At 61.3% G+C, this 23079-nt stretch carries 19 protein-coding genes; 13 read left to right on the top strand and 6 right to left on the bottom strand.

Going from position 1 to position 23079, the window contains the following annotated elements; all coding sequences use genetic code 11:
• Positions 1-213: 213 nt before the first annotated feature.
• Both rnr and rlmB read left to right on the top strand, forming a co-directional pair.
• Positions 214-2844 (top strand): ribonuclease R, encoded by a 2631-nt coding sequence (gene rnr / locus J5M57_RS21140; protein WP_064585712.1) that lies wholly within the window; start codon positions 214-216, stop codon positions 2842-2844.
• The gene (gene rlmB / locus J5M57_RS21135; RefSeq protein ID WP_207849118.1) at positions 2841-3605 is read left to right on the top strand and encodes a 23S rRNA (guanosine(2251)-2'-O)-methyltransferase RlmB; all 765 of its coding nucleotides are present in this window, start codon (positions 2841-2843) and stop codon (positions 3603-3605) included. The genes rnr and rlmB overlap by 4 nt, the downstream gene beginning before the upstream one ends.
• On the opposite strand, the gene J5M57_RS21130 is transcribed toward rlmB, so the two are convergent.
• Complete coding sequence (locus J5M57_RS21130) at positions 3566-3835, bottom strand: hypothetical protein (protein WP_207849117.1); 270 nt, start codon at positions 3833-3835, stop codon at positions 3566-3568. The genes rlmB and J5M57_RS21130 overlap by 40 nt on opposite strands.
• Positions 3836-3899: 64 nt before the next feature.
• Here J5M57_RS21130 and rpsF point away from each other — a divergent pair, with 64 nt between their 5' ends.
• From rpsF to J5M57_RS21085, 9 genes are all read left to right on the top strand, one after another.
• Entirely contained in the window at positions 3900-4322 is a 423-nt protein-coding gene (rpsF, locus tag J5M57_RS21125) for a 30S ribosomal protein S6 (protein ID WP_038360383.1), read from the top strand.
• A gap of 28 nt (positions 4323-4350) precedes the next feature.
• On the top strand, positions 4351-4581 hold the full coding sequence (rpsR, locus tag J5M57_RS21120) for a 30S ribosomal protein S18 (protein ID WP_002551829.1): 231 nt from the start codon (positions 4351-4353) through the stop codon (positions 4579-4581).
• A 36-nt stretch (positions 4582-4617) separates the two neighbouring features.
• On the top strand, positions 4618-5511 hold the full coding sequence (locus J5M57_RS21115) for a hypothetical protein (RefSeq protein ID WP_064585714.1): 894 nt from the start codon (positions 4618-4620) through the stop codon (positions 5509-5511).
• A 19-nt stretch (positions 5512-5530) separates the two neighbouring features.
• Entirely contained in the window at positions 5531-5977 is a 447-nt protein-coding gene (gene rplI, locus J5M57_RS21110; RefSeq protein ID WP_003186385.1) for a 50S ribosomal protein L9, read from the top strand.
• Between the two features lie 120 nt (positions 5978-6097).
• Positions 6098-7495, top strand: coding sequence for a replicative DNA helicase (gene dnaB, locus J5M57_RS21105; RefSeq protein WP_064585715.1), 1398 nt, complete (start codon positions 6098-6100; stop codon positions 7493-7495).
• Between the two features lie 203 nt (positions 7496-7698).
• On the top strand, positions 7699-10011 hold the full coding sequence (locus J5M57_RS21100) for a YgiQ family radical SAM protein (RefSeq protein ID WP_064585716.1): 2313 nt from the start codon (positions 7699-7701) through the stop codon (positions 10009-10011).
• A gap of 367 nt (positions 10012-10378) precedes the next feature.
• The gene (locus J5M57_RS21095) at positions 10379-13654 is read left to right on the top strand and encodes a transglutaminase family protein (RefSeq protein ID WP_207849116.1); all 3276 of its coding nucleotides are present in this window, start codon (positions 10379-10381) and stop codon (positions 13652-13654) included.
• Between the two features lie 88 nt (positions 13655-13742).
• Positions 13743-16229 carry a circularly permuted type 2 ATP-grasp protein gene (locus J5M57_RS21090; RefSeq protein WP_207849115.1) on the top strand — a complete coding sequence of 829 codons (2487 nt, stop codon included), beginning with the start codon at positions 13743-13745 and terminating at the stop codon, positions 16227-16229.
• The gene (locus J5M57_RS21085; RefSeq protein WP_207849114.1) at positions 16229-17119 is read left to right on the top strand and encodes a transglutaminase family protein; all 891 of its coding nucleotides are present in this window, start codon (positions 16229-16231) and stop codon (positions 17117-17119) included. The genes J5M57_RS21090 and J5M57_RS21085 overlap by 1 nt, the downstream gene beginning before the upstream one ends.
• A 155-nt stretch (positions 17120-17274) precedes the next feature.
• On the opposite strand, the gene J5M57_RS21080 is transcribed toward J5M57_RS21085, so the two are convergent.
• On the bottom strand, positions 17275-17460 hold the full coding sequence (locus J5M57_RS21080) for a hypothetical protein (RefSeq protein WP_083367169.1): 186 nt from the start codon (positions 17458-17460) through the stop codon (positions 17275-17277).
• Between the two features lie 68 nt (positions 17461-17528).
• The gene (locus J5M57_RS21075) at positions 17529-18116 is read right to left on the bottom strand and encodes a TIGR00730 family Rossman fold protein (protein ID WP_064585721.1); all 588 of its coding nucleotides are present in this window, start codon (positions 18114-18116) and stop codon (positions 17529-17531) included.
• A 345-nt stretch (positions 18117-18461) separates the two neighbouring features.
• On the opposite strand from J5M57_RS21075, the gene azu reads away from it, so the two are divergent.
• Positions 18462-18908, top strand: coding sequence for an azurin (gene azu / locus J5M57_RS21070; RefSeq protein ID WP_025111837.1), 447 nt, complete (start codon positions 18462-18464; stop codon positions 18906-18908).
• 99 nt (positions 18909-19007) lie between these two features.
• On the opposite strand, the gene nadE is transcribed toward azu, so the two are convergent.
• The 3 genes from nadE to J5M57_RS21055 form a co-directional block, all read right to left on the bottom strand.
• Positions 19008-19835: an ammonia-dependent NAD(+) synthetase gene (gene nadE / locus J5M57_RS21065; RefSeq protein WP_207849113.1), complete on the bottom strand. Its 828-nt coding sequence runs from the start codon at positions 19833-19835 to the stop codon at positions 19008-19010.
• A gap of 4 nt (positions 19836-19839) precedes the next feature.
• Positions 19840-21063 carry a nicotinate phosphoribosyltransferase gene (gene pncB / locus J5M57_RS21060; RefSeq protein ID WP_207849112.1) on the bottom strand — a complete coding sequence of 408 codons (1224 nt, stop codon included), beginning with the start codon at positions 21061-21063 and terminating at the stop codon, positions 19840-19842.
• A 262-nt stretch (positions 21064-21325) separates the two neighbouring features.
• Entirely contained in the window at positions 21326-22228 is a 903-nt protein-coding gene (locus tag J5M57_RS21055; protein WP_064585724.1) for a LysR family transcriptional regulator, read from the bottom strand.
• A gap of 165 nt (positions 22229-22393) precedes the next feature.
• On the opposite strand from J5M57_RS21055, the gene J5M57_RS21050 reads away from it, so the two are divergent.
• Positions 22394-23079, top strand: a 686-nt coding sequence (locus tag J5M57_RS21050; protein WP_207871995.1) for an aldehyde dehydrogenase family protein, incomplete at its 3' end; no start/stop codon positions are given.

Here is a 23079-nt window from a genome sequence, read left to right as displayed (position 1 = left end):
TGTGTACGTCGTCGATGGCGCGCACTATACGGAGCGCCTTTTTAACTGTAAACCCCTGCCAGCAAAAAAAATGATTTTTTTTACCGGCGGTGTTCAAAAGGGTGTTCAGGCGTCGATACAAGGCTTTAGAACAGCCTTATGGAGTGGGAAATTTCCCGTTTGATGGCGCCTATGCCAAACTAACCCGTATATAGACAAGGTGAAAACTCTCTAATGGCCGATTGGCAGTCCCTCGATCCCGAGGCCGCTCGTGAAGCGGAAAAATATGATAACCCTATTCCCAGCCGCGAACTGATCCTTCAGCACCTTGCTGATCGGGGTTCGCCCGCTGCCCGCGAGCAACTGGTCGAAGAGTTTGGTCTGACCACAGAAGACCAGATCGAAGCCCTGCGCCGCCGCCTGCGCGCCATGGAGCGCGATGCTCAATTGATCTACACCCGCCGTGGCACCTATGCGCCGGTGGACAAGCTCGACCTGATCCTCGGCCGCATCAGCGGTCACCGTGACGGTTTCGGCTTCCTGGTGCCGGACGATGGCAGCGATGACCTGTTCATGAGCCCGGCGCAAATGCGTCTGGTGTTCGACGGTGACCGTGCTCTGGCGCGCGTTTCCGGTCTCGACCGTCGCGGTCGCCGCGAAGGCGTGATCGTCGAAGTGGTATCCCGAGCTCACGAGAGCATCGTCGGTCGTTACTTCGAAGAAGGCGGCATCGGTTTCGTCGTTGCCGACAACCCGAAGATCCAGCAGGAAGTGCTGGTCACCCCGGGCCGCAACGCCAACGCCCAGATCGGTCAGTTCGTCGAGGTGAAAATCACCCACTGGCCGACTCCGCGCTTCCAGCCGCAAGGTGATGTGATCGAAGTCGTCGGCAACTACATGGCGCCGGGCATGGAAATCGATGTCGCGCTGCGTACCTACGATATCCCTCACGTCTGGCCTGAAGCGGTGCTCAAAGAAGCCGCCAAGCTCAAGCCTGAAGTCGAAGACAAAGACAAAGAGAAGCGTGTCGACCTGCGCCATCTGCCGTTCGTCACCATCGACGGCGAAGATGCCCGCGACTTCGACGACGCGGTCTACTGCGAAGCCAAACCGGGCAAGCTGCGCCTGTTCTCCGGCGGCTGGAAGTTGTACGTGGCGATTGCCGACGTTTCCAGCTACGTAAAGATCGGTTCGGCGCTGGACAACGAAGCCCAGGTGCGCGGCAACTCGGTGTACTTCCCCGAGCGCGTGGTGCCGATGCTGCCTGAGCAGTTGTCCAACGGCCTGTGCTCGCTGAACCCGCACGTCGATCGTCTGGCCATGGTTTGCGAGATGACCATCTCCAAGTCCGGCGAAATGACCGACTACTGCTTCTACGAAGCGGTGATCCATTCCCATGCCCGTCTGACCTACAACAAGGTCAGTGCGATGCTGGAAACGCCGAAGGTCGCCGAAGCACGCAAATTGCGTGGCGAGTACACCGACGTCGTGCCGCATCTCAAGCAGCTTTATTCGCTGTACAAAGTGCTGCTGGCCGCTCGTCACGTGCGTGGTGCGATCGATTTCGAAACGCAGGAAACCCGGATCATCTTCGGTTCCGAGCGCAAGATTGCCGAAATCCGCCCGACCGTCCGTAACGATGCGCACAAGCTGATCGAGGAATGCATGCTGGCGGCCAACGTGGCCACTGCCGAGTTCCTCAAGAAGCACGAAATCCCTGCGTTGTATCGCGTTCACGCGGGGCCGCCGCCGGAGCGTCTGGAAAAACTGCGCGCCTTCCTTGGCGAGCTCGGCCTGTCCCTGCACAAAGGCAAGGATGGTCCGTCGCCGAAGGATTATCAGGCCCTGCTGGCGAGCATCAAGGATCGTCCGGACTTCCATCTGATCCAGACCGTGATGCTGCGTTCGTTGAGTCAGGCGGTGTACAGCGCTGAAAACGATGGCCACTTCGGTCTGAACTACGAAGCCTATACCCACTTCACCTCGCCGATCCGGCGTTACCCGGACCTGCTCACACACCGCGCCATCCGCAGTGTGATCCATTCGAAACAGGACACTCCGCACGTTCGCCGTGCCGGGGCGATGACCATTCCGAAGGCGCGTATCTATCCGTACGACGAAGCGGCGCTGGAGCAACTCGGCGAGCAGTGCTCGATGAGCGAACGCCGCGCCGACGAAGCGACCCGCGACGTGGTGAACTGGCTCAAGTGCGAGTTCATGAAGGATCGCGTGGGCGAATCGTTCCCGGGCGTGATCACCGCTGTGACCGGTTTCGGTCTGTTCGTCGAGCTGACCGACATTTACGTCGAAGGTCTGGTGCACGTCACCGCGCTGCCGGGCGACTACTACCACTTCGATCCTGTGCATCACCGTCTGGCGGGCGAGCGCACCGGTCGCAGCTTCCGTCTCGGTGACACCGTTGAAGTGCGTGTCATGCGCGTCGATCTCGACGAACGCAAGATCGACTTCGAGATGGCAGAAAAAACCATCAGTGCGCCGATTGGTCGCAAGAAGCGTGGCACCGACACCGCAGCACCTGCGGCCAAGGTTGTGGAAGACAAGGCCCCGGCAAAAACCGCCAGCCGTCGTCCGGCCAAGGAAAAAGCCCCCGAGGCCTATCGCCCGAGCGATGCCGTGGCGAAAAACGCCGAGCTGCGCAAAAGCCGTGAACTGAAGAAGGCCTTGCTGGCCGAAGCCAAAAGCGGTGGTAAAGCGGCGTCTGGGGGAAAGACCGGACGGTCGGCGCCTGACAAGGCTGCCGGCGGCAAGCCAGCCAAACCGAGCAAACACCGTAAAGGCCCGCCAAAAGCGGGTTCGGCTCCAGCCAAAAGTGGCGGGGCGCGTAAACCGAAGGCGAAGTCATGAGTCAGTTGGAAAAAATCTACGGCGTTCACGCGGTAGAAGCGTTGCTGCGTCACCACCCCAAACGCGTCAAGCAGATCTGGCTGGCTGAAAGCCGCAACGATCCGCGCGTGCAGACCCTGATCGAACTGGCCAGCGAAAATCGTGTGCAGGTCGGTCAGGCTGAGCGCCGCGAAATGGACGCCTGGGTTGAAGGCGTGCACCAGGGCGTGGTTGCGGACGTGAGTCCGAGCCAGGTCTGGGGCGAGGCGATGCTCGACGAACTGCTCGATCGCACCGAAGGCGCACCGCTGTTGTTGGTACTCGATGGCGTGACCGATCCGCACAACCTCGGCGCCTGCCTGCGTTCGGCCGATGCTGCCGGCGCGCTGGCGGTGATCGTGCCCAAGGACAAGTCGGCAACCCTGACGCCGGTGGTGCGTAAAGTCGCCTGCGGCGCAGCGGAAGTGATTCCGCTGGTGGCGGTGACCAACCTGGCGCGCACCCTGGAAAAACTTCAGCAGCGCGGTCTGTGGGTTGTCGGTACGGCGGGTGAGGCCGAGGTCAGCATTTATGACCAGGACCTGACCGGCCCGACCATCCTGATCATGGGCGCCGAAGGCAAAGGCATGCGTCGCCTGACGCGCGAGCACTGCGACTATCTGGTCAACCTGCCAATGGCCGGTAGCGTCAGCAGCCTCAACGTGTCCGTGGCGACCGGTGTGTGCCTGTTCGAAGCGCAGCGTCAGCGCGGTGCAAAAGCCAAGGCTGCTGCCAAGAAATAAGCCTTTGCAGAAACTGTAGGAGCTGCCGGGTGAAACGAGGCTGCGATCTTTTGATCTTGTTTTGAAAAAAACAAAGTCAAAAAATCGCAGCCTTCGGCAGCGCCTACAGTTGTCTGTCGGTGATTGTTCAAATAATCACCAATTGCCTTGCACCTCCTCTGTCCCTTCTCTACAATTGCGCCCCTTGCTGTGACGGCAGGCACGCATGTGCCCCGCGCCAGCAAGTCCATAAGTGTCATTCACTCCTTGTCTGACCGTTTTTGAGCGGCAGGCTACAACCCGTAAGGAGCATTCATGCGTCATTACGAAATCATCTTTCTGGTCCACCCTGACCAGAGCGAGCAAGTCGGCGGCATGGTTGAGCGTTACACCAAGCTGATCGAAGAAGACGGCGGCAAAATCCACCGTCTGGAAGATTGGGGCCGTCGTCAACTGGCCTACGCAATCAACAATGTTCACAAGGCTCACTACGTGATGCTGAACGTTGAGTGCACTGGCAAGGCCCTGGCCGAGCTGGAAGACAACTTCCGCTACAACGATGCTGTGATCCGTAACCTGGTCATCCGTCGCGACGAAGCCGTTACCGGCCAGTCCGAGATGCTCAAGGCTGAAGAAAACCGCAGTGAGCGCCGTGAGCGTCGCGACCGTCCTGAGCACGAAGGCGCTGATAGCGCTGATAGTGATGACAGCGACAACAGCGATAACGCTGACGAGTAATCCACGGACCTTTTAAGGAGCCTATCAAATGGCACGTTTCTTCCGTCGTCGTAAATTCTGCCGCTTCACCGCTGAAGACGTGAAAGAGATCGATTACAAAGATCTCAACACTCTGAAAGCCTACGTATCCGAGACCGGCAAAATCGTTCCAAGCCGCATCACCGGTACCAAAGCTCGTTATCAGCGTCAGCTGGCCACCGCTATCAAGCGCGCCCGCTTCCTGGCCCTGCTGGCCTACACCGACAGCCACGGCCGCTGAGACCGGGCAGTCGACAAGTAGCAAAGGATTGAATGCATGCGTGCCTTAGCTGAGTTCATCATGCGAGGCCGTATGCAGGCCACTCTCGTGGTGGCCGGATGTGCAACATTGCCGTTGTTGTATTGGTTGGGCGCTGCCGCCGGGAGCCTTGTGCTGCTGCGGCGCGGACTGACGGACGCCCTGGGTGTTCTGTCTCTGGGGCTGCTGCCAGCATTGATCTGGTGGCTGTATGCCGATGATCCACGGGCACTTCTGGTGCTGCTGGGATCTTCGGGGCTTGCGTTGGTTTTGCGCGCAAGCGAGTCCTGGGTTCGCACGCTGCTGGTCAGCGTAGTGATTGGAGTGGTGTTTTCAGTGGTGCTCGGGGCGGCGTTTGCAGCCCAGATCGAGATGCTCGCGCAGGCCTTGATAAAGGTCATGCCGGCGCTTCTTGGTGATACCTACAAGCAATTGTCGGTGGATGAGCAAGCGCGGTTCGCGTCCCTGATTGCACCGGTCCTGACCGGACTGATTGCGGCGTTGTTGCAGATCGTCAGCGTGCTGAGCCTGATTGTCGGGCGGCATTGGCAGGCGTTGTTGTACAACCCGGGTGGTTTTGGTCGCGAGTTTCGCGCCATCCGGATCCCGCTGGGGCCGGCGATGTTGCTGCTGGCGTTGATGCTTCTGGGCCCGAATCTCGGTGCACAGATGGCCATGTTGACGCCGTTGTGCAGTGTACCGCTGGTGTTCGCCGGACTCGCCCTGATTCACGGGCTGGTCGGGCAGAAGCGACTGGCCGGTTTCTGGCTGGTGGGGTTGTACGTCACGCTGCTGTTGTTCATGCAGCTGATCTATCCGTTGCTCGTGGTTCTGGCCATTGTCGACAGCCTGATTGATTTTCGCGGTCGTCACGTGTCGAAAGACACCGATAACGCGAACGGTGAAGGTTAAAAGTTAAGAGGATTTCCACATGCAACTGATCCTTCTGGAAAAAATCGCCAACCTGGGCAACCTGGGCGACAAAGTAAACGTTAAGGCCGGTTACGGTCGTAACTACCTGCTGCCTTTCGGCAAAGCTACCGCTGCGACCGCTGCCAACCTGGCTGCGTTCGAAGAGCGTCGCGCTGAGCTGGAAAAAGCCGCCGCAGACCGTAAAGCATCGGCTGAAAGCCGTGCTGCCCAACTGGCCGAGCTGGAAGTGACCATCACTGCCACCGCTGGCGACGAAGGCAAGCTGTTCGGTTCGATCGGTACTCACGACATCGCTGACGCACTGACCGCTTCCGGCGTTGAAGTTGCGAAAAGCGAAGTTCGTCTGCCGAACGGCACCATCCGCAACGTGGGTGAATTCGACGTGGCTGTGCACCTGCACGCCGAAGTTGAAGCCACCGTACGCGTTGTCGTGGTAGCAGCTTAAGCAACACTTGTCGGCTGGCACCCTCGGGTGCTTGCCGGTAACATCGGGCACGATCCTGTTTACAGGTCGTGCCCTTTGTCTTTCTGGTACTCCCGTTTTCAACCCTGACTCCAAGTGGCCATGAACGAAATCTCCGCTCCCGAGCAATACGATCTGCAAACCGCCGCGCTGAAAGTGCCGCCGCATTCCATCGAGGCCGAACAGGCTGTACTCGGTGGTCTGATGCTGGACAACAACGCCTGGGAGCGCGTGCTCGATCAAGTCTCCGACGGCGATTTCTACCGGCATGACCACCGTTTGATCTTCCGTGCGATCGCCAAGCTGGCCGATCAGAACATGCCGATCGACGTCGTGACCCTTGCCGAGCAACTGGACAAGGAAGGTCAGACGTCCCAGGTTGGCGGCCTCGGTTACCTCGGCGAGCTGGCGAAAAACACGCCATCTGTCGCCAACATCAAGGCCTATGCGCAGATCGTTCGCCAGCGGGCGACGTTGCGCCAGTTGATCGGCATCAGCACCGAAATCGCCGACGCCGCGTTCAACCCTGAAGGCCGTACCGCCGAAGAGATCCTCGACGAAGCCGAACGGCAGATCTTTCAGATCGCCGAAGCACGGCCGAAGACTGGCGGCCCGGTGGGCGTCAACGAACTGTTGACCAAGGCCATCGACCGCATCGACACCCTGTTCAACACCGCCGACGCGATCACTGGCCTGTCCACCGGTTACACCGACCTCGACGAGAAGACCAGCGGCCTGCAGCCGTCCGACCTGATCATCGTCGCCGGCCGTCCGTCGATGGGTAAGACCACCTTCGCGATGAACCTGGTGGAAAACGCCGTACTGCGCAGCGACAAGGCGGTGCTGGTGTACTCCCTCGAGATGCCAGGCGAATCGCTGATCATGCGTATGCTGTCGTCCCTGGGGCGGATCGACCAGACCAAGGTGCGTTCCGGCCAACTGGAAGACGACGATTGGCCGCGCCTGACCTCGGCGGTCAATCTGCTCAACGACCGCAAGCTGTTCATCGATGACACCGCCGGCATCAGCCCGTCGGAAATGCGTGCGCGGACCCGGCGTCTGGTGCGCGAGCACGGCGACGTCGGCCTGATCATGATCGACTACCTGCAGCTGATGCAGATCCCGGGCTCCAGCGGTGACAACCGGACTAACGAGATTTCCGAAATTTCGCGTTCCCTCAAAGCCCTGGCCAAGGAATTCAACTGCCCGGTAGTGGCGTTGTCGCAGCTCAACCGTTCCCTGGAACAACGTCCCAACAAGCGCCCGGTGAACTCCGACTTGCGGGAATCCGGAGCGATCGAGCAGGACGCCGACGTCATCATGTTCGTGTACCGGGACGAGGTGTATCACCCGGAAACCGAGCACAAAGGCATCGCCGAAATCATTATCGGCAAACAGCGGAACGGCCCGATCGGCTTTATTCGCCTGGCCTTTATCGGCAAATACACCCGCTTCGAAAACCTGGCGCCGGGCAGTTACAACTTCGACGACGACGAATAACGTCGAGCACTTGTGGCGAGGGAGCTTGCTCCCGCTGGGTTGCGCAGCAGCCCCCAAAATTCGACTGCTGCGCAGCCGAGCGGGAACAAGCTCCCTCGCCACAGGTAAAGCACAATTTCCGACCACAGCCGTCGGAATTGGTCAAAATTTGTGCTATATTCCGCGCCCGCGAAATTCAATGAAAGCCAACACCGGTTATCGACATGCAAGCAGCCAAGCCGTTATTTGACTATCCAAAGTACTGGGCCGAATGCTTCGGGCCAGCGCCATTCCTGCCCATGAGCAGGGAGGAGATGGATCAGCTCGGCTGGGACTCCTGCGACATCATCATCGTCACCGGTGATGCCTACGTCGATCACCCGTCGTTCGGCATGGCGATCATCGGCCGGCTGCTGGAGTCCCAGGGCTTCCGCGTCGGGATCATTGCCCAGCCGAACTGGCAGTCCAAAGACGACTTCATGAAGCTCGGCGAGCCGAACCTGTTCTTCGGCGTCGCGGCCGGCAACATGGACTCGATGATCAACCGCTACACCGCGGACAAGAAAATCCGTTCCGACGACGCCTATACCCCGGGTGGCATGGCCGGCAAACGTCCGGATCGCGCGAGCCTGGTCTACAGCCAGCGCTGCAAGGAAGCATACAAGCACGTGCCGATCGTACTCGGCGGCATCGAAGCCTCGCTGCGTCGCATCGCGCACTACGACTACTGGCAGGATCGCGTGCGCAACTCGATCCTGATCGACGCCAGCGCCGACATCCTGCTGTACGGCAACGCCGAGCGCGCCATTGTCGAAGTGGCCCAGCGTCTGTCCTACGGGCACAAGATCGAAGACATCACCGACGTGCGCGGCACCGCGTTCATCCGTCGTGACACGCCGCAAGGCTGGTACGAAGTCGACTCCACGCGCATCGACCGTCCGGGCAAGATCGACAAGATCATCAACCCGTACGTCAACACCCAGGACACTCAGGCCTGCGCCATCGAGCAAGAAAAGGGCCCGGTGGACGATCCCGAAGAAGCCAAGGTCGTACAGATCCTGGCCAGCCCGAGGATGACTCGCGACAAGACCGTGATCCGCCTGCCGTCGATGGAAAAGGTGCGTAACGACCCGGTCCTGTACGCCCACGCCAACCGCGTGCTGCACCTGGAAACCAACCCGGGCAACGCCCGCGCGCTGGTGCAGAAGCACGGCGAGATCGACGTGTGGTTCAACCCGCCACCGATTCCGATGACCACTGAAGAAATGGACTACGTGTTCGGCATGCCTTACGCACGGGTTCCGCACCCGGCGTACGGCAAGGAGAAGATCCCGGCCTACGACATGATCCGTTTCTCGGTGAACATCATGCGTGGCTGCTTCGGCGGCTGTACCTTCTGCTCGATCACCGAGCACGAAGGCCGGATCATCCAGAACCGTTCCGAAGAGTCGATCATTCGCGAAATCGAAGAGATCCGCGACAAGGTGCCAGGTTTCACCGGCGTCATTTCCGACCTCGGCGGCCCGACCGCGAACATGTACCGCATTGCCTGCAAGAGCCCGGAAATCGAATCCGCGTGCCGCAAGCCGTCGTGCGTGTTCCCGGGGATCTGCCCGAACCTGAACACCGACCACTCGTCGTTGATTCAGCTGTACCGCAGCGCCCGTGCCTTGCCGGGTGTGAAGAAGATTCTGATCGCCTCCGGCCTGCGTTACGACCTCGCGGTCGAGTCGCCGGAGTACGTGAAGGAGCTGGTGACCCACCACGTCGGTGGCTACCTGAAGATCGCCCCGGAACACACCGAGGAAGGTCCGCTCAACCAGATGATGAAACCGGGAATCGGGACTTACGACCGCTTCAAGCGCATGTTCGAGAAGTACACCAAGGAAGCCGGCAAAGAGCAGTACCTGATACCGTACTTCATCGCCGCGCACCCGGGCACCACCGACGAAGACATGATGAACCTGGCGCTGTGGCTCAAGGGCAACGGTTTCCGTGCCGACCAGGTGCAGGCGTTCTACCCGTCGCCGATGGCCACCGCCACCGCGATGTACCACTCGGGCAAGAACCCGCTGCGCAAGGTGACCTACAAGAGCGACGGCGTGACCATCGTCAAGAGCGAGGAGCAGCGTCGTCTGCACAAGGCGTTCTTGCGTTATCACGACCCGAAAGGCTGGCCGATGCTGCGTGAAGCGCTGACCCGCATGGGCCGCGCCGACCTGATCGGTCCGGGCAAGAACCAACTGATCCCGCTGCACCAGCCGGCCACCGACAGCTACCAGAGCGCCCGTCGCAAGAACTCGACGCCGGCCGGCAGCCATAAAGTGGCGAAAGAAGGCAAAGAGAAGACCACCAAGATCCTCACCCAGCACACCGGCCTGCCGCCGCGTGCCAGCGACGGTGGCAATCCTTGGGACAAGCGTGAACAGGCCAAGGCGGCGGCATTCGCCCGCAACCAGCAGGCGGCCAAGGAGCGCAAGGAAGCGGCCAAGGGCAAGGGGCCGAAGCCGGCTCGCAAGCCGGTGGTGCCACGCTAAGGAGCGTTTAGCCCAACAGAACGCCAACCTTCGGGTTGGCGTTTTGCATTTCAAAATCGCTGAAATTCATGTGGCGAGGGAGCTTGCTCCCGCTCGGCGGCGAAGCCGTCGTAAAGTCGGCTCCCTCGATCCTCCTGAAACATCCGGTTGGTGATTTCAGGACCGCTTTGCGCCCCAGCGGGAGCAAGCTCCCTCGCCACACAAGAATTCCTTCGCCACATTTAGGCGCAACTTCCTCAATTCATTTCCCCGCAACGCCCGATTTTGGTGCTGTACTGCCCTGAGCATTCGGGGAAAGCGCCCAAGCCTCTGCATGGCATAAGTCTTGCGCGCTTTCGAATACGCTTAGGCTCGCAGGAGGCACGCCGTGTCGATTCATGTCGCATTGCATCACGTCACGCATTACCGCTACGACCGCGCTGTCGAACTCGGCCCGCAGATCGTTCGCCTGCGCCCGGCCGCCCACAGCCGCACGCGGATTCTCTCGTATGCGCTGAAGGTCTCGCCCGAGCAGCATTTCATCAACTGGCAGCAGGATCCCCAGGGTAACTACCTTGCGCGGCTGGTGTTCCCCGAGAAGACCGACGAGTTGCGCATCGAGGTCGATCTGCTGGCCGAGATGGCCGTGTTCAACCCGTTCGACTTCTTCCTCGAGCCCTACGCCGAAAAAATCCCCTTCGCCTACGCCGCCGATGAGCGCAAGGAGCTGGCGCCGTACCTCGAAACCCTGCCGCTGACGCCGGTCTTCAAAGCTTATCTGGACGCCATCGACCGCACGCCGCTGCCGGCAGTGGATTTCCTGGTGATGCTCAACCAGCGTCTCAGTGAAGACATCCGCTACCTGATCCGCATGGAGCCGGGCGTGCAAACCCCGGAGCACACCCTCGAGCACGCGTGCGGTTCCTGCCGCGACTCGGCATGGCTGCTGGTGCAGCTGCTGCGTAACCTCGGGCTGGCCGCGCGGTTTGTTTCCGGTTACCTGATTCAACTCACTGCCGACGTGAAAAGCCTCGACGGCCCGTCCGGCACTGACGTCGATTTCACCGACCTGCATGCCTGGTGCGAGGTGTACTTGCCCGGCGCAGGCTGGATCGGCCTGGACGCCACCTCCGGCTTGTTCGCCGGTGAAGGGCATATCCCGCTGGCCTGCAGCCCCGATCCGTCCTCGGCAGCACCGATCAGTGGCTTGGTCGAACCGTGCGAGTGCCAGTTCAGCCACGAAATGTCGGTGGAACGGATCTGGGAAGCGCCACGGGTTACCAAGCCCTACACCGACGAGCAGTGGCTGGCGATTCAAGCGCTGGGCCGGCAGATCGACGCCGATCTGCTGAAAGACGATGTGCGCCTGACCATGGGCGGCGAGCCGACTTTCGTCTCCATCGACGACCCGGACGGCGCCGAGTGGAACACGGCGGCGCTGGGCCCGGACAAACGCCGGCTGTCTGCCGAACTGTTCCAGCGCATGCGCAAACACTACGCGCCGAAAGGCCTGGTGCATTTCGGTCAGGGCAAGTGGTACCCGGGCGAGCAGTTGCCGCGCTGGTCGCTCAACTGCTATTGGCGTCGCGACGGCGTGCCGATCTGGCACAACAACGCGTTGATCGCCGACGAACAGCAGGATTACGGCGCCGACGGTGCGCTGGCCGGGCGCTTTCTGGCGAGTGTCGCCGAGCGGCTGAAAGTGCCTGCGCGCTTTGTGTTTCCGGCCTACGAAGACAATTTCTACTACCTCTGGCGTGAGGGGGCGCTGCCGAGCAACGTCAGCGCCGAAGACTCCCGGCTGGAGGAGCCGCTGGAGCGCGCGCGTCTGCGCAAAGTCTTCAGTCAGGGCCTGGATAAAATGATTGGTCAGGTGCTGCCGCTGGCGCGCACCGCCAAGGGCGATCAGTGGCAGAGCGGGCGCTGGTATCTACGCGACGAGCATTGCCGGCTGGTGCCGGGGGATTCGCCGCTGGGCTATCGCTTGCCGCTCGGTTCACAACCGTGGGTGAAGGCCGCCGAGTACCCGTTCATTCATCCCAACGATCCGAATCAGGAGTTCCCGCCGCTGCCGGACGCGACGCAGCTCAACAGCCATGGCCAGTCAGCATCTGCCGACGAACGCCCACCGAAAATCGACGAGTCCGCCGACTGGCTGACCCGCACCGCGTTCTGCGCCGAGGCGCGCGAGGGGCGTCTGTATCTGTTCATGCCACCGCTGGAGCGGGTCGAGGATTATCTGGAACTGGTGGCCGCCATCGAAGCCACTGCCGAAGAACTGCATTGCCCGGTGCTGCTGGAAGGTTATGAACCGCCGAGTGATCCGCGCCTGAGCAACTTCCGCATCACCCCGGATCCGGGCGTGATCGAGGTCAACGTGCAGCCATCGGCAACTTGGGACGAATTGGTCGAGCGCACCGAGTTTCTCTATGAAGAGGCGCGGCAAACCCGCCTGACCACGGAAAAATTCATGATCGACGGGCGCCACACTGGCACCGGCGGCGGCAACCATTTCGTCCTCGGCGGCGCGACCCCGGCGGATTCGCCGTTCCTGCGCCGCCCGGATCTGCTGCGCAGCCTGATCAGCTACTGGCACAACCATCCGTCGTTGTCCTATCTGTTTTCCGGCTTGTTCATCGGCCCGACCTCGCAGGCGCCACGGGTCGACGAAGCGCGCAACGACGCCTTGTACGAACTGGAAATCGCTTTCGCGCAGATGCCGGACGCGGGCGAAGAATGCCCGCCGTGGCTGGTGGATCGACTGCTGCGCAATCTGCTGATCGACGTCACCGGTAACACTCACCGCGCCGAATTCTGCATCGACAAACTGTATTCGCCGGACGGCCCCACCGGGCGCCTTGGTCTGCTCGAGCTGCGCGCCTTTGAAATGCCGCCCCACGCGCGCATGAGTCTGGCCCAGCAGCTGTTGCTGCGCGCACTGGTTGCGCGATTCTGGCGCGAGCCGTATGCGCCGCCGAAACTGGCGCGCTGGGGGACTGAACTGCACGACCGCTTCATGCTGCCGCATTTCATCGAGCAGGACTTCGCCGACGTCATCGTCGAACTCAACAATGCCGGTTATCCAGTGCGCGCCGAGTGGTTCGCCGCGCATCTGGAATTCCGCTTTCCCAAGGTCGGCGATTACGCGGTCAACGGCATCGAGCTGGAACTGCGTCAGGCGCTGGAGCCTTGGCATGTGTTGGGCGAGGAGGGTACGGCGGGTGGCACGGTGCGTTATGTCGATTCGTCGCTGGAACGGCTGCAGATCAAGCTCAGTGGGCTGCCGCCGCAGCGTTATCTGCTGACTTGCAACGGCATTCCGGTGCCGCTGCAGCCGACCGGGCGCATCGGCGAGTTTGTGGCCGGCGTGCGCTTTCGGGCCTGGCAACCGGCCAACTGCCTGCAACCGACCATCCCGGTGCACGCGCCGCTGGTGTTTGACCTGCTCGACACCTGGATGCAGCGCTCCCTGGGCGGCTGTCAGTACCACGTGGCGCACCCGGGCGGGCGCAACTACGAGACGTTGCCGGTCAATGCCAACGAAGCGGAGAGCCGGCGCATGGCGCGGTTTTTCCGCATCGGACACACGCCGGGGAAACTTCCGATACCTGACCTGACAATCTCCGACGAGCTGCCGATGACGCTCGATTTGCGACGTTTCTAAGTCCTGCACGACATGCGGATTTTTCGTATATCCGCACGTCATGTGCCTGCGTTAGTCTGACCGTTCCTTGCTGTCTGCCGAGCTTTCCATGCCTGACCTGCTAGACCGCTACCCGCGCACCGCGGGCACTTATCACGAACTGCTGGATGACAGTGGGGAAGTGCGCGCGCACTGGCGGCGACTGTTCGATCAGTTACAGCGCAGCAGCCCGACGCAACTGGTGCAGCGTCAGGCATTGCTGGCGCGGCAGATTCAGGAAAACGGCGTCACCTATAACGTCTATGCCGACCCCAAGGGCGCTGACCGGCCGTGGGAGCTGGATCTGCTGCCGCATGTGATTGCCGCCGATGAGTGGCAGCAGTTGTCAGCCGGGATCGCCCAGCGTGCACGCCTGCTCAATGCGGTGCTGGCGGATCTGTACGGCCCGCAGCGGTTGATCAGCGAAGGGCTGTTGCCGGCGGAACTGGTGTTCGGCCACAACAATTTTCTCTGGCCCTGTCAGGGCATTGCACCGCCTGAAGGGGCCTTTCTGCATCTGTACGCCGTGGATCTGGCACGCACCCCGGACGGGCGCTGGTGGGTCACGGCGGATCGTACTCAGGCGCCGTCGGGCGCGGGTTATGCGCTGGAAAACCGCACCATTGTTTCGCGGGCGTTTCCCGAGTTGTACCGTGATCTGAAGGTGCAGCATCTGGCCGGATTCTTCCGCACCCTGCAGGAAACCCTCGCGCGCCAAGCACCCTGTGATGACGACGCGCCGCTGGTGGTGCTGCTCACGCCAGGGCGTTTCAACGAAAGCTATTTCGAACACCTGTATCTGGCGCGTCAGCTCGGTTATCCACTGGTGGAGGGCGGCGACCTGACGGTGCGCGATGCCACGGTGTACCTGAAAACCCTCAGCGGCCTGCGCCGGGTGCACGCGATCATGCGCCGGCTCGACGATGACTTCTGCGATCCGCTGGAGCTGCGCACCGATTCGGCACTTGGTGTGCCCGGCTTGCTGGAGGCGGTGCGGCAGGGCCGGGTGCTGGTGGCCAACGCCCTGGGCAGCGGCGTGCTGGAGTCGCCCGGATTGCTCGGGTTCCTGCCAAAGATCAATCAATACCTGTTCGGCGAAGAGCTGATCCTGCCGTCCATCGCCACCTGGTGGTGCGGCGAGGCGCCGGTGCTGGCGCAGGCGCTGGAGAAGTTGCCGGAGCTGCTGATCAAGCCGGCGTTCCCCTCACAAAGTTTTGCCCCGGTGTTCGGCCGGGATCTGAGCGAACAACAGCGTCAGGCGCTCGCCGAGCGTATGCAGGCCCGGCCCTATGCCTACGTGGCGCAGGAACTGGCGCAGCTGTCTCAGGCGCCGATCTGGCAGGCCGAGGACGGCCAGTTGCAACCGCGGGCCATCGGCATGCGCGTGTACGCCGTGGCGAGCCGGGAGGGTTATCGCGTGCTGCCCGGTGGCCTGACCCGGGTCGCCGCCGATGCCGATGCCGAAGTGGTGTCGATGCAACGTGGCGGAGCGAGCAAAGACACTTGGGTGCTGGGGGATCGTCCGCCCAGCGGCGAACAGTGGAAGACTCAGCGCAACGTCGGCGTGCACGATCTGGTGCGTCGTGATCCCTACTTGCCGTCGCGGGTAGTGGAGAACCTGTTCTGGTTCGGTCGTTATTGCGAGCGTTGCGACGACAGTGCGCGATTGCTGCGAATCATGCTTGCGCGTTATGTCGACGGTGACGATCCGCAAGCCTTGCAGGCGGCGGTCGAGCTGGGCGAACGCCTGATGCTGCTGCCGGAGGAGGGCGAGCTGCCGGAGCGTCTGCTGGCGGCGCTGCTCGGCGAGGACTGGTCGTTCAGCCTGCGTTCCAACCTGCAGCGCTTGCAGTGGGCCGCTTCGCAGGTGCGCGGCAAACTCTCGCGGGAGAACTGGCAGGCCTTGGTCGAGTTACAGCGCGAAGCCATGGAGCTGGACACCGACGCGCCGGACTTCGGCGAGCTGCTGGATTTTCTCAACCGTCTGGTGATGTCGCTGGCGGCGCTGTCCGGGTTCGCCCTGGATGACATGACGCGCGACGAAGGCTGGCGCTTCTTGATGATTGGCCGGCGCATCGAGCGTCTGCAGTTTCTCAGCAGCAGCCTCGCCGCGTTCCTGCGCGGTAGCGCCGCGTTCGATCAGGCGGGGCTGGAGTGGCTGCTGGAGCTGGGCAACAGCAGCATCACTTACCGGTCGCGTTATCTGGCGGTGGCGCAGTTGATTCCGGTGCTCGACTTGCTGCTGCTCGACGAACAGAACCCGCATGCGGTGTTGTTCCAGCTGAAACTGGTGACCCGCACGCTGAAGCGCCTGAACGATGATTTCGGCGTGCCCCGCGAGGCCGGACTGCAGCAACTGGTCGAGCGTCTGGCACGTTTTGATCTGGGCTGTCTGGAAAACTCGCTGTTCGGCGAATCCAGCGTGCGTGCGGCACTCGATGGTTTGGCTGACTTGCTGCAAGAGATTGCCGAGGCCAGCGGGCAAGTCTCGGATCGCCTGGCGCTGCGCCACTTTGCCCATGTCGATGATTTCAGCCAGCGTACGGTGTCCGTCTGATGAGCGCGCATTACCAGATTTTCCACGACACCTGTTATCACTACGACAGTCCGGTGTCGCTGGCGCAGCAATTGGCGCACCTGTGGCCTCGTGAGTGCATATGGCAGCGCTGCACCGAACAGCAATTGCTGATCAGTCCGGAGCCGACGAGCCGGCGTGATGAACTCGATGTCTTCGGCAACCCGCTGACTCGCCTGGCCTTCGAGCGACCGCACGACGAGTTGCAGGTCAACGCCCGGCTCACGGTTGAGGTGCTGGCGCGACCGCTGGCTGACTTCAATCTGTCCCCGGCGTGGGAGCAGACGCGCAATGCGCTGACTTACAGCAGCCAGCCGTTGACTGCCCAGATGCTCGAAGCCTGTCGATATCGCTTTCAGTCACCCTACGTGCATCTGAAACGCAGCTTCGTCGAGTTCTCGGAAAGCTGCTTCCCGCCAGGGCAGCCGCTGATGCTCGGCGTGCAAGCGCTGATGCAGAAGATTTTCAGCGAGTTCACCTTCGATGCCGAGGCCACGCAGGTGGCGACGCCACTGGTGGAAGTGCTGGAGCGCCGGCGCGGTGTGTGTCAGGACTTCGCCCACCTGATGCTCGCCTGCGTACGTTCGCGGGGACTGGCGGCGCGCTATGTCAGCGGCTATCTGCTGACCCAGCCACCGCCGGGACAGCCACGGTTGATCGGCGCCGATGCGTCGCATGCCTGGGTTTCGGTGTTTTGCCCGGTATTGGGCTGGGTGGATTTTGATCCGACGAACAATGTGCAGCCGGCACTGGAGCACATCACCCTGGCCTGGGGCCGGGACTTTTCCGATGTGTCGCCGTTGCGGGGGGTGATTCTGGGGGGCGGTTCTCACGATCCGGAAGTACGGGTCACCGTCATGCCACTGGACTGAAGACAACTCGAGCGTGAGGAGCTTTTGTGGCGAGGGAGCTTGCTCCCGCTCGGCTGCGAAGCAGTCGCAAAACTATTTGGGGTCGCTGCGCAACCCAGCGGGAGCAAGCTCCCTCGCCACAGATCGCTCCCTCAGGGAGCGAATCAGCAATCAGCTCAGGCGTCGGGCGCCTGATCTTTCGGTGCTTCAACATCATCATCGTTGTCAGTCGCCACTTCACCGTCAGGGTTCAGTGCCGCTTCTTCAGCCATCTGTTTCTTGCGCTGAAGCTTTTCCTCTTTCTTCTTTTCCTTTTCCAGGTCTCGTTGACGTTTGGCGAAGGAGTAATTGGGTTTGGCCATGGGCGATCCTCTGGGGTCGAAGGTGAGGTTGAGCGGCGCGTATTCTGCCCTGTATCGGTGCCCGGGGGTTAACCGGGTTTTTGGTCGACCCACTTGGGGGTGACGGTCGGCTTCCACTGATCGAGGGCGTCGAGCAGGGTTTGTGGCGATTCGCTCACTTGCAGCATGTCACGGTGTGGCGCGCGAACGAAGCCTTCGCCGACGATATGGTCGAGAAAAGCGGTGAGTTTGTTGTAAAAACCGTTCACTTCCAGCAGGCCCAGCGGCTTGCCGTGGTAGCCGAGCTGGCCCCAGGTCCAGACTTCGAACAACTCTTCCAGCGTACCGAGGCCACCGGGCAATGCGATGAACGCGTCGCTCAATTCGGCCATGCGCGCCTTGCGGGCGTGCATGCCGTCGACCACTTCGAGGCGGGTCAGGCTTTTGTGGCCGATTTCCTTGTCCATCAGGCTTTGGGGAATGATCCCGATCACTTCACCGCCGGCGGCCAGTGCGGCGTCGGCGACCAGCCCCATCAAACCCACGGCGCCACCGCCGTAGACCAGGGTCAACTGGCGCTCGGCCAAGGCGCGGCCAAGGGCTTTGGCGGCTTCGGTGTAAGCCGGATCAGTACCGGCGTTGGCGCCGCAAAACACACAAACGGATTTGAGAGACATGCCTTCCTCCTGGGTCAATCCGTCACAGGGTAATGGCTGGCAGGCCTCGATCCAAGGGCTAGACTTCGCGTTTCGGTGTTTCGCAGGTGCCGCTGGCACCGCAGGCGTAGGCGGCGAGCAAGCTGCACAACAGGCCGTTAAAGATCATGACAGGCACTCCGTTTCAGTTCAGTGAGATGGCCTGATCATAGGGCCGGCCGTGGAATCTGGCCGGTAGATTGTTTCGATGAGTGTCATAGCCTGAAAGTTGTATACAATTTTTGACTCAAGTCATAGGAACTTGCGAAGATTTCAGGCAGTCTTCCAACCATTCGTGTTTTGTTAACCCTGCCTTGGAGATTCACCATGTTTTCCAAAGTTGTTGCGGTATCCCTGCTGGCGCTGGCCAGCAGCCAATTGATGGCTGCCGAGTGCAAAACCACCGTTGATTCCACCGACCAGATGTCCTTCAACACCAAGGAGATCGTGATCGACAAGAGCTGCAAGACTTTCACCGTCGAGCTGACCCACTCCGGCAGCCTGCCGAAGAACGTCATGGGCCATAACCTGGTCGTCAGCAAAACCGCAGACATGCAGCCGATCGCCACTGACGGCCTGGCCGCTGGCATCGACAAGAACTACCTGAAAGACGGCGACGAGCGCGTTATCGCTCACACCAAGATCATCGGTGCCGGCGAGAAAGACACGCTGACCATCGACGTATCGAAGCTGGCCGCCGGGACTGACTACGGCTTCTTCTGCTCGTTCCCGGGCCACATCTCGATGATGAAAGGCACCATTGCTGTGAAGTAATTGTTTCAGGCACAAAAAAAGCGTCCCTCGGGACGCTTTTTTCGTTTCTGCAGGCGCAGCCTCGTTTCACTCGACAGCTCCCACAGGTTCCAGCACAACTTACGGCGCGAACGGCATGACGCGCTTGTGATGGGTCTTGTTGTACGTGTTGACGATGATGTCGAACGCTTCCTGACGCACCGGTTCGCCGTGCAGGAAGGCATCGATTTCGGCGTAGGTCACGCCGTGGGACGCTTCGTCCGGTTTGCCCGGCGAGAGGTCTTCCAGATCCGCCGTTGGCACTTTCTCCACCAGCGACTCCGGCGCGCCGAAGCTGCGGGCAATCGCCCGGACCTGGTTTTTCACCAGACCGCTGAGCGGGGCGAGGTCGCAGGCGCCGTCACCAAACTTGGTGAAGAAACCCATGACCGCTTCCGCCGCGTGGTCGGTGCCGATCACCAGACCGTGGGCCGCGCCGGCGATGGTGTACTGGGCGACCATGCGCATCCGCGCCTTGGTGTTACCCAGTACGAAATCCACCGACACCGCGTGCTTGCCTTCGAACGCCGCGACTTCACTGGCCAGCGACTTCACCGCCGGGCCGATGTTGACGGTGTGGCGCTCGTCCGGAGCGATGAAGTCCACCGAGGCCTGCGCGTCGTGCTCATCGAACTGGGTTTCGTACGGCAGGCGTACGGCGATGAACTTGTAGCTGTCGTCGCCGGTACGCTCGCGCAGTTCACGCATGGCGCGCTGGGCCAACAGGCCGGCGGTCAGCGAGTCGACGCCGCCGCTGATGCCCAGCACCAGGGTCTTGAGCCCGGAATTGACCAGGCAATCCTGAATGAAGGTAATGCGCCGGGCGACTTCGGCTTGCAGAGCCTTGTGGTCAGCGAACGGCGGTTGGACCTTGAGCTGTTCAGCAATCTCACGCTGTACGGCTTGCATGAATTCACTCCTTGCTAGATAGACTGGAATCGGCAGGAACCTGGAAAACGTGTCGCAAATAGGCGACGAAATTCGGGTCTTTGCAGTGGGTCTTGCCTGGCTCGTCGGAGATCTTCGCCACCGGCTGGCCGTTGCAGGCGGTCATTTTAAGCACGATGCTCATCGGTTCGACACCCGGAATGTCACAGGTCAGGTTGGTGCCGATGCCAAAGCTGACGTTGATCCGCCCGTGCAGTGCGCGGAAGATCTCCAGCGACTTGGGCAGGGTCAGGCTGTCGGAGAACACCAGGGTCTTGCTCATCGGGTCGATGCCGAGCTTGTGATAGTGGGCGATGCATTTTTCGCCCCACTGCACCGGATCCCCGGAGTCGTGGCGCAGACCATCGAAGAGCTTGGCGAAGAACAGATCGAAGTCGCCGAGGAACGCGTCGGTGGTGATGCAGTCGGTGAGGGCGATCCCCAGCAAGCCGCGGTACTCGCGCACCCAGCAATCGAGCGCGGCGATCTGGCTGTCGATCAGCCGTGGGCCGAGTTGCTGGTGGGCCATGATCCATTCGTGGGCCATGGTGCCCAGCGGTTTCATGTCCAGTTCCCGGGACAGGTGCACGTTGCTGGTGCCGACGAAGCGCCCGGGGAAATCGTGCTTGAGCACGTTCACCACTTCTTCCTGCACGCGGTAGGAGAAGCGCCGGCGGGTGCCGAAATCGGCGACCTGCAACTGCGCCAGTTCGTCGGCCGAGGCATTGGCGCTGAGCCAGTCGAACTTGCGATACAGCTGTTCACGCGCCTGGACCAGCTCGATTTCCCGGCAGCGATAGCGGTTGCGCACTTCGCTGACGATCGCCAGCAGCGGCACTTCATACAGAATCACATGCAGCCACGGACCGCGCAGGCGGATGAACAGCTCGCCGTTTTCGATCCCGGTGTGCAGATAGCGCAGGTTGAAGCGGAACAGCCCGAGAAAGCGCAGGAAATCCGGTTTCAGAAAACTGATTCGTTCGAGAAAACTCAACTGGTCGGCGCTCAGGCTCAGTTCGGCCAGGCGCTCGATCTGATAGCGGATCTCGGCCAGATACGGCCGCAGATCCTCGCTGTTACGGCAACGAAACTCCCATTCGACTTCGACGTTGGGGTAGTTGTGCAGCACCGCCTGCATCATCGTCAGTTTGTAGAAGTCGGTGTCGAGCAGGTTCTGCACGATGCGATCGGCAAACACACTCTCGCTCATAAACGGGGTCTCCAGGTGCACCGCGCGCGGCGCGGTATCAAACAATGGTGCTAGTGGCGCATATCAGCGGTGGGGATTGCCAGCGATTTTTGCGCTGAATGAAGGCAACCGTGGCGAGGGTGCTTGCTCCCGCTGGGTGGCGAAGACGCCCCGATGTCGATATCCGGGTAATGGCAGTTACAACGCGTCTGTGGCCTTACGACGGCTGCGCCGCCGGGCGGGAGCAAGCTCCCTCGCCACAGAGATAACAACCGTGCCTTGGTTACGCAGCAGGGTTATCAATCTGCTCCAGCATCCATTTCACAAAATCACGGACCTTCGGCACTTCCGCCGCATGTTCCGGGTAGGCCAGGTAATAAGCGTCGGAACTGGGCATTGCATGCTGCCAGGGAATGACCAGTTTGCCGTCGGCCAATTCCTCTTCCACCAGAAACCGGGGCAGCAGCGCCACGCCGCAGCCGACTTGTGCCGCACGAATACACATATAAAAGGTTTCGAAACGCGGCCCGTGGTAGCTGTGTTCGGTGTGGTAGCCCTGACTGTCGAACCAGTCGTGCCAGGCCTGCGGGCGCGAGGCGTTTTGCAGCAGCACCAGATCGGTCAGTTGCGTCGGGTCGGTGAATGGCTGATCCGGCAGGCTGCCCGGCGCGCACACCGGCACCAGCTCTTCGCCGAACAGCTTCAGGCATTCGGTACCAGGGCGTGAACCCTGGCCGAAATAGAACGCCAGATCGCTGCGCCCTTGCAGCAAGTCGTCCGCCTCCTGCTCGTTGCACAAGTCGAGATGGATCGATGGATGGCGCAGACGCCAACCCTTCAGGCGCGGCACCAGCCAGCGGGCGCCGAAGGTCGAGGGCGTAGAAACGCGCAGGACCTCGGTCTCGCCGCCGTAGGAACGCAGGTAATGCGTCGACATTTCCACCTGCGTCAGAATTTTTCGGACTTCCACCAGGTACAAATCCCCGGCCGGGGTCATCTGCAAGCGTCGACGCACCCGGCGGAACAACAAGTGCTGCAACAATTCCTCAAGCTGCGCCACTTGCTTGCTGACAGCGCTCTGGGTCAGGTTCAGTTCCTCGGCGGCCCGGGTAAAACTCAGGTGCCGGGTGACGGCCTCGAAGCACTGCAACGCGGTGATCGATGGCAGGTGGCGTTTATTCAGCATGGGTGATCCCTTTTTCTTGTCTTTCTCTGCGCAGCATGAATAAACGGAATGATATCTCGCGTAAAGGTCGTTTGTTGCCTCGCCCTACTGACGCTACAACTAAAGGCCTGCCCGGTCGTGAACATTCGGCCGCACACATTCAGTTTTTCGCTTGAGGAGTGACCCATGGTTGCCGCATTGCTTGATCGTCTTGGTGTGAACCCGGCCCTGTACCAGAACGGCAAAGTGCCGGTGCATTCGCCCATCGATGGCAGCCGCATCGCCGCGGTGAACTGGGAAGGCCCGGCCGAAGTCGAGCAGCACATCAGTCGCGCAGATCATGCGTTCGAGCAATGGCGCAAGGTGCCGGCCCCGCGTCGTGGTGAGCTGGTGCGCCAGTTCGGCGAAGTGTTGCGCGAATACAAGGCTGACCTCGGCGAGCTGGTGTCGTGGGAAGCGGGCAAGATCACCCAGGAAGGTTTGGGCGAAGTGCAGGAGATGATCGACATCTGCGACTTCGCCGTCGGCCTGTCCCGTCAGTTGTACGGTTTGACCATCGCCTCCGAGCGCCCGGGTCACCACATGCGTGAAACCTGGCATCCGCTGGGCGTGGTCGGCGTGATCAGTGCCTTCAACTTCCCGGTCGCCGTGTGGGCGTGGAACACCACGCTGGCATTGGTCTGCGGCAACCCGGTGGTATGGAAACCGTCGGAGAAAACCCCGCTGACGGCGCTGGCCTGTCAGGCGCTGTTCGACCGCGTGGTGAAGAATTTCACTGATGCCCCGGCAAACCTGTGCCAAGTGATCATCGGTGGCCGTGACGCTGGTGAAGCGCTGGTCGATGACCCGCGTGTGGCGCTGATCAGCGCCAC

It is taken from the genome of Pseudomonas sp. 86_A (assembly GCF_017491705.1).
Lineage (GTDB): Bacteria > Pseudomonadota > Gammaproteobacteria > Pseudomonadales > Pseudomonadaceae > Aquipseudomonas > Aquipseudomonas koreensis.
This window is presented reverse-complemented; position numbering and strand designations above follow the sequence as displayed.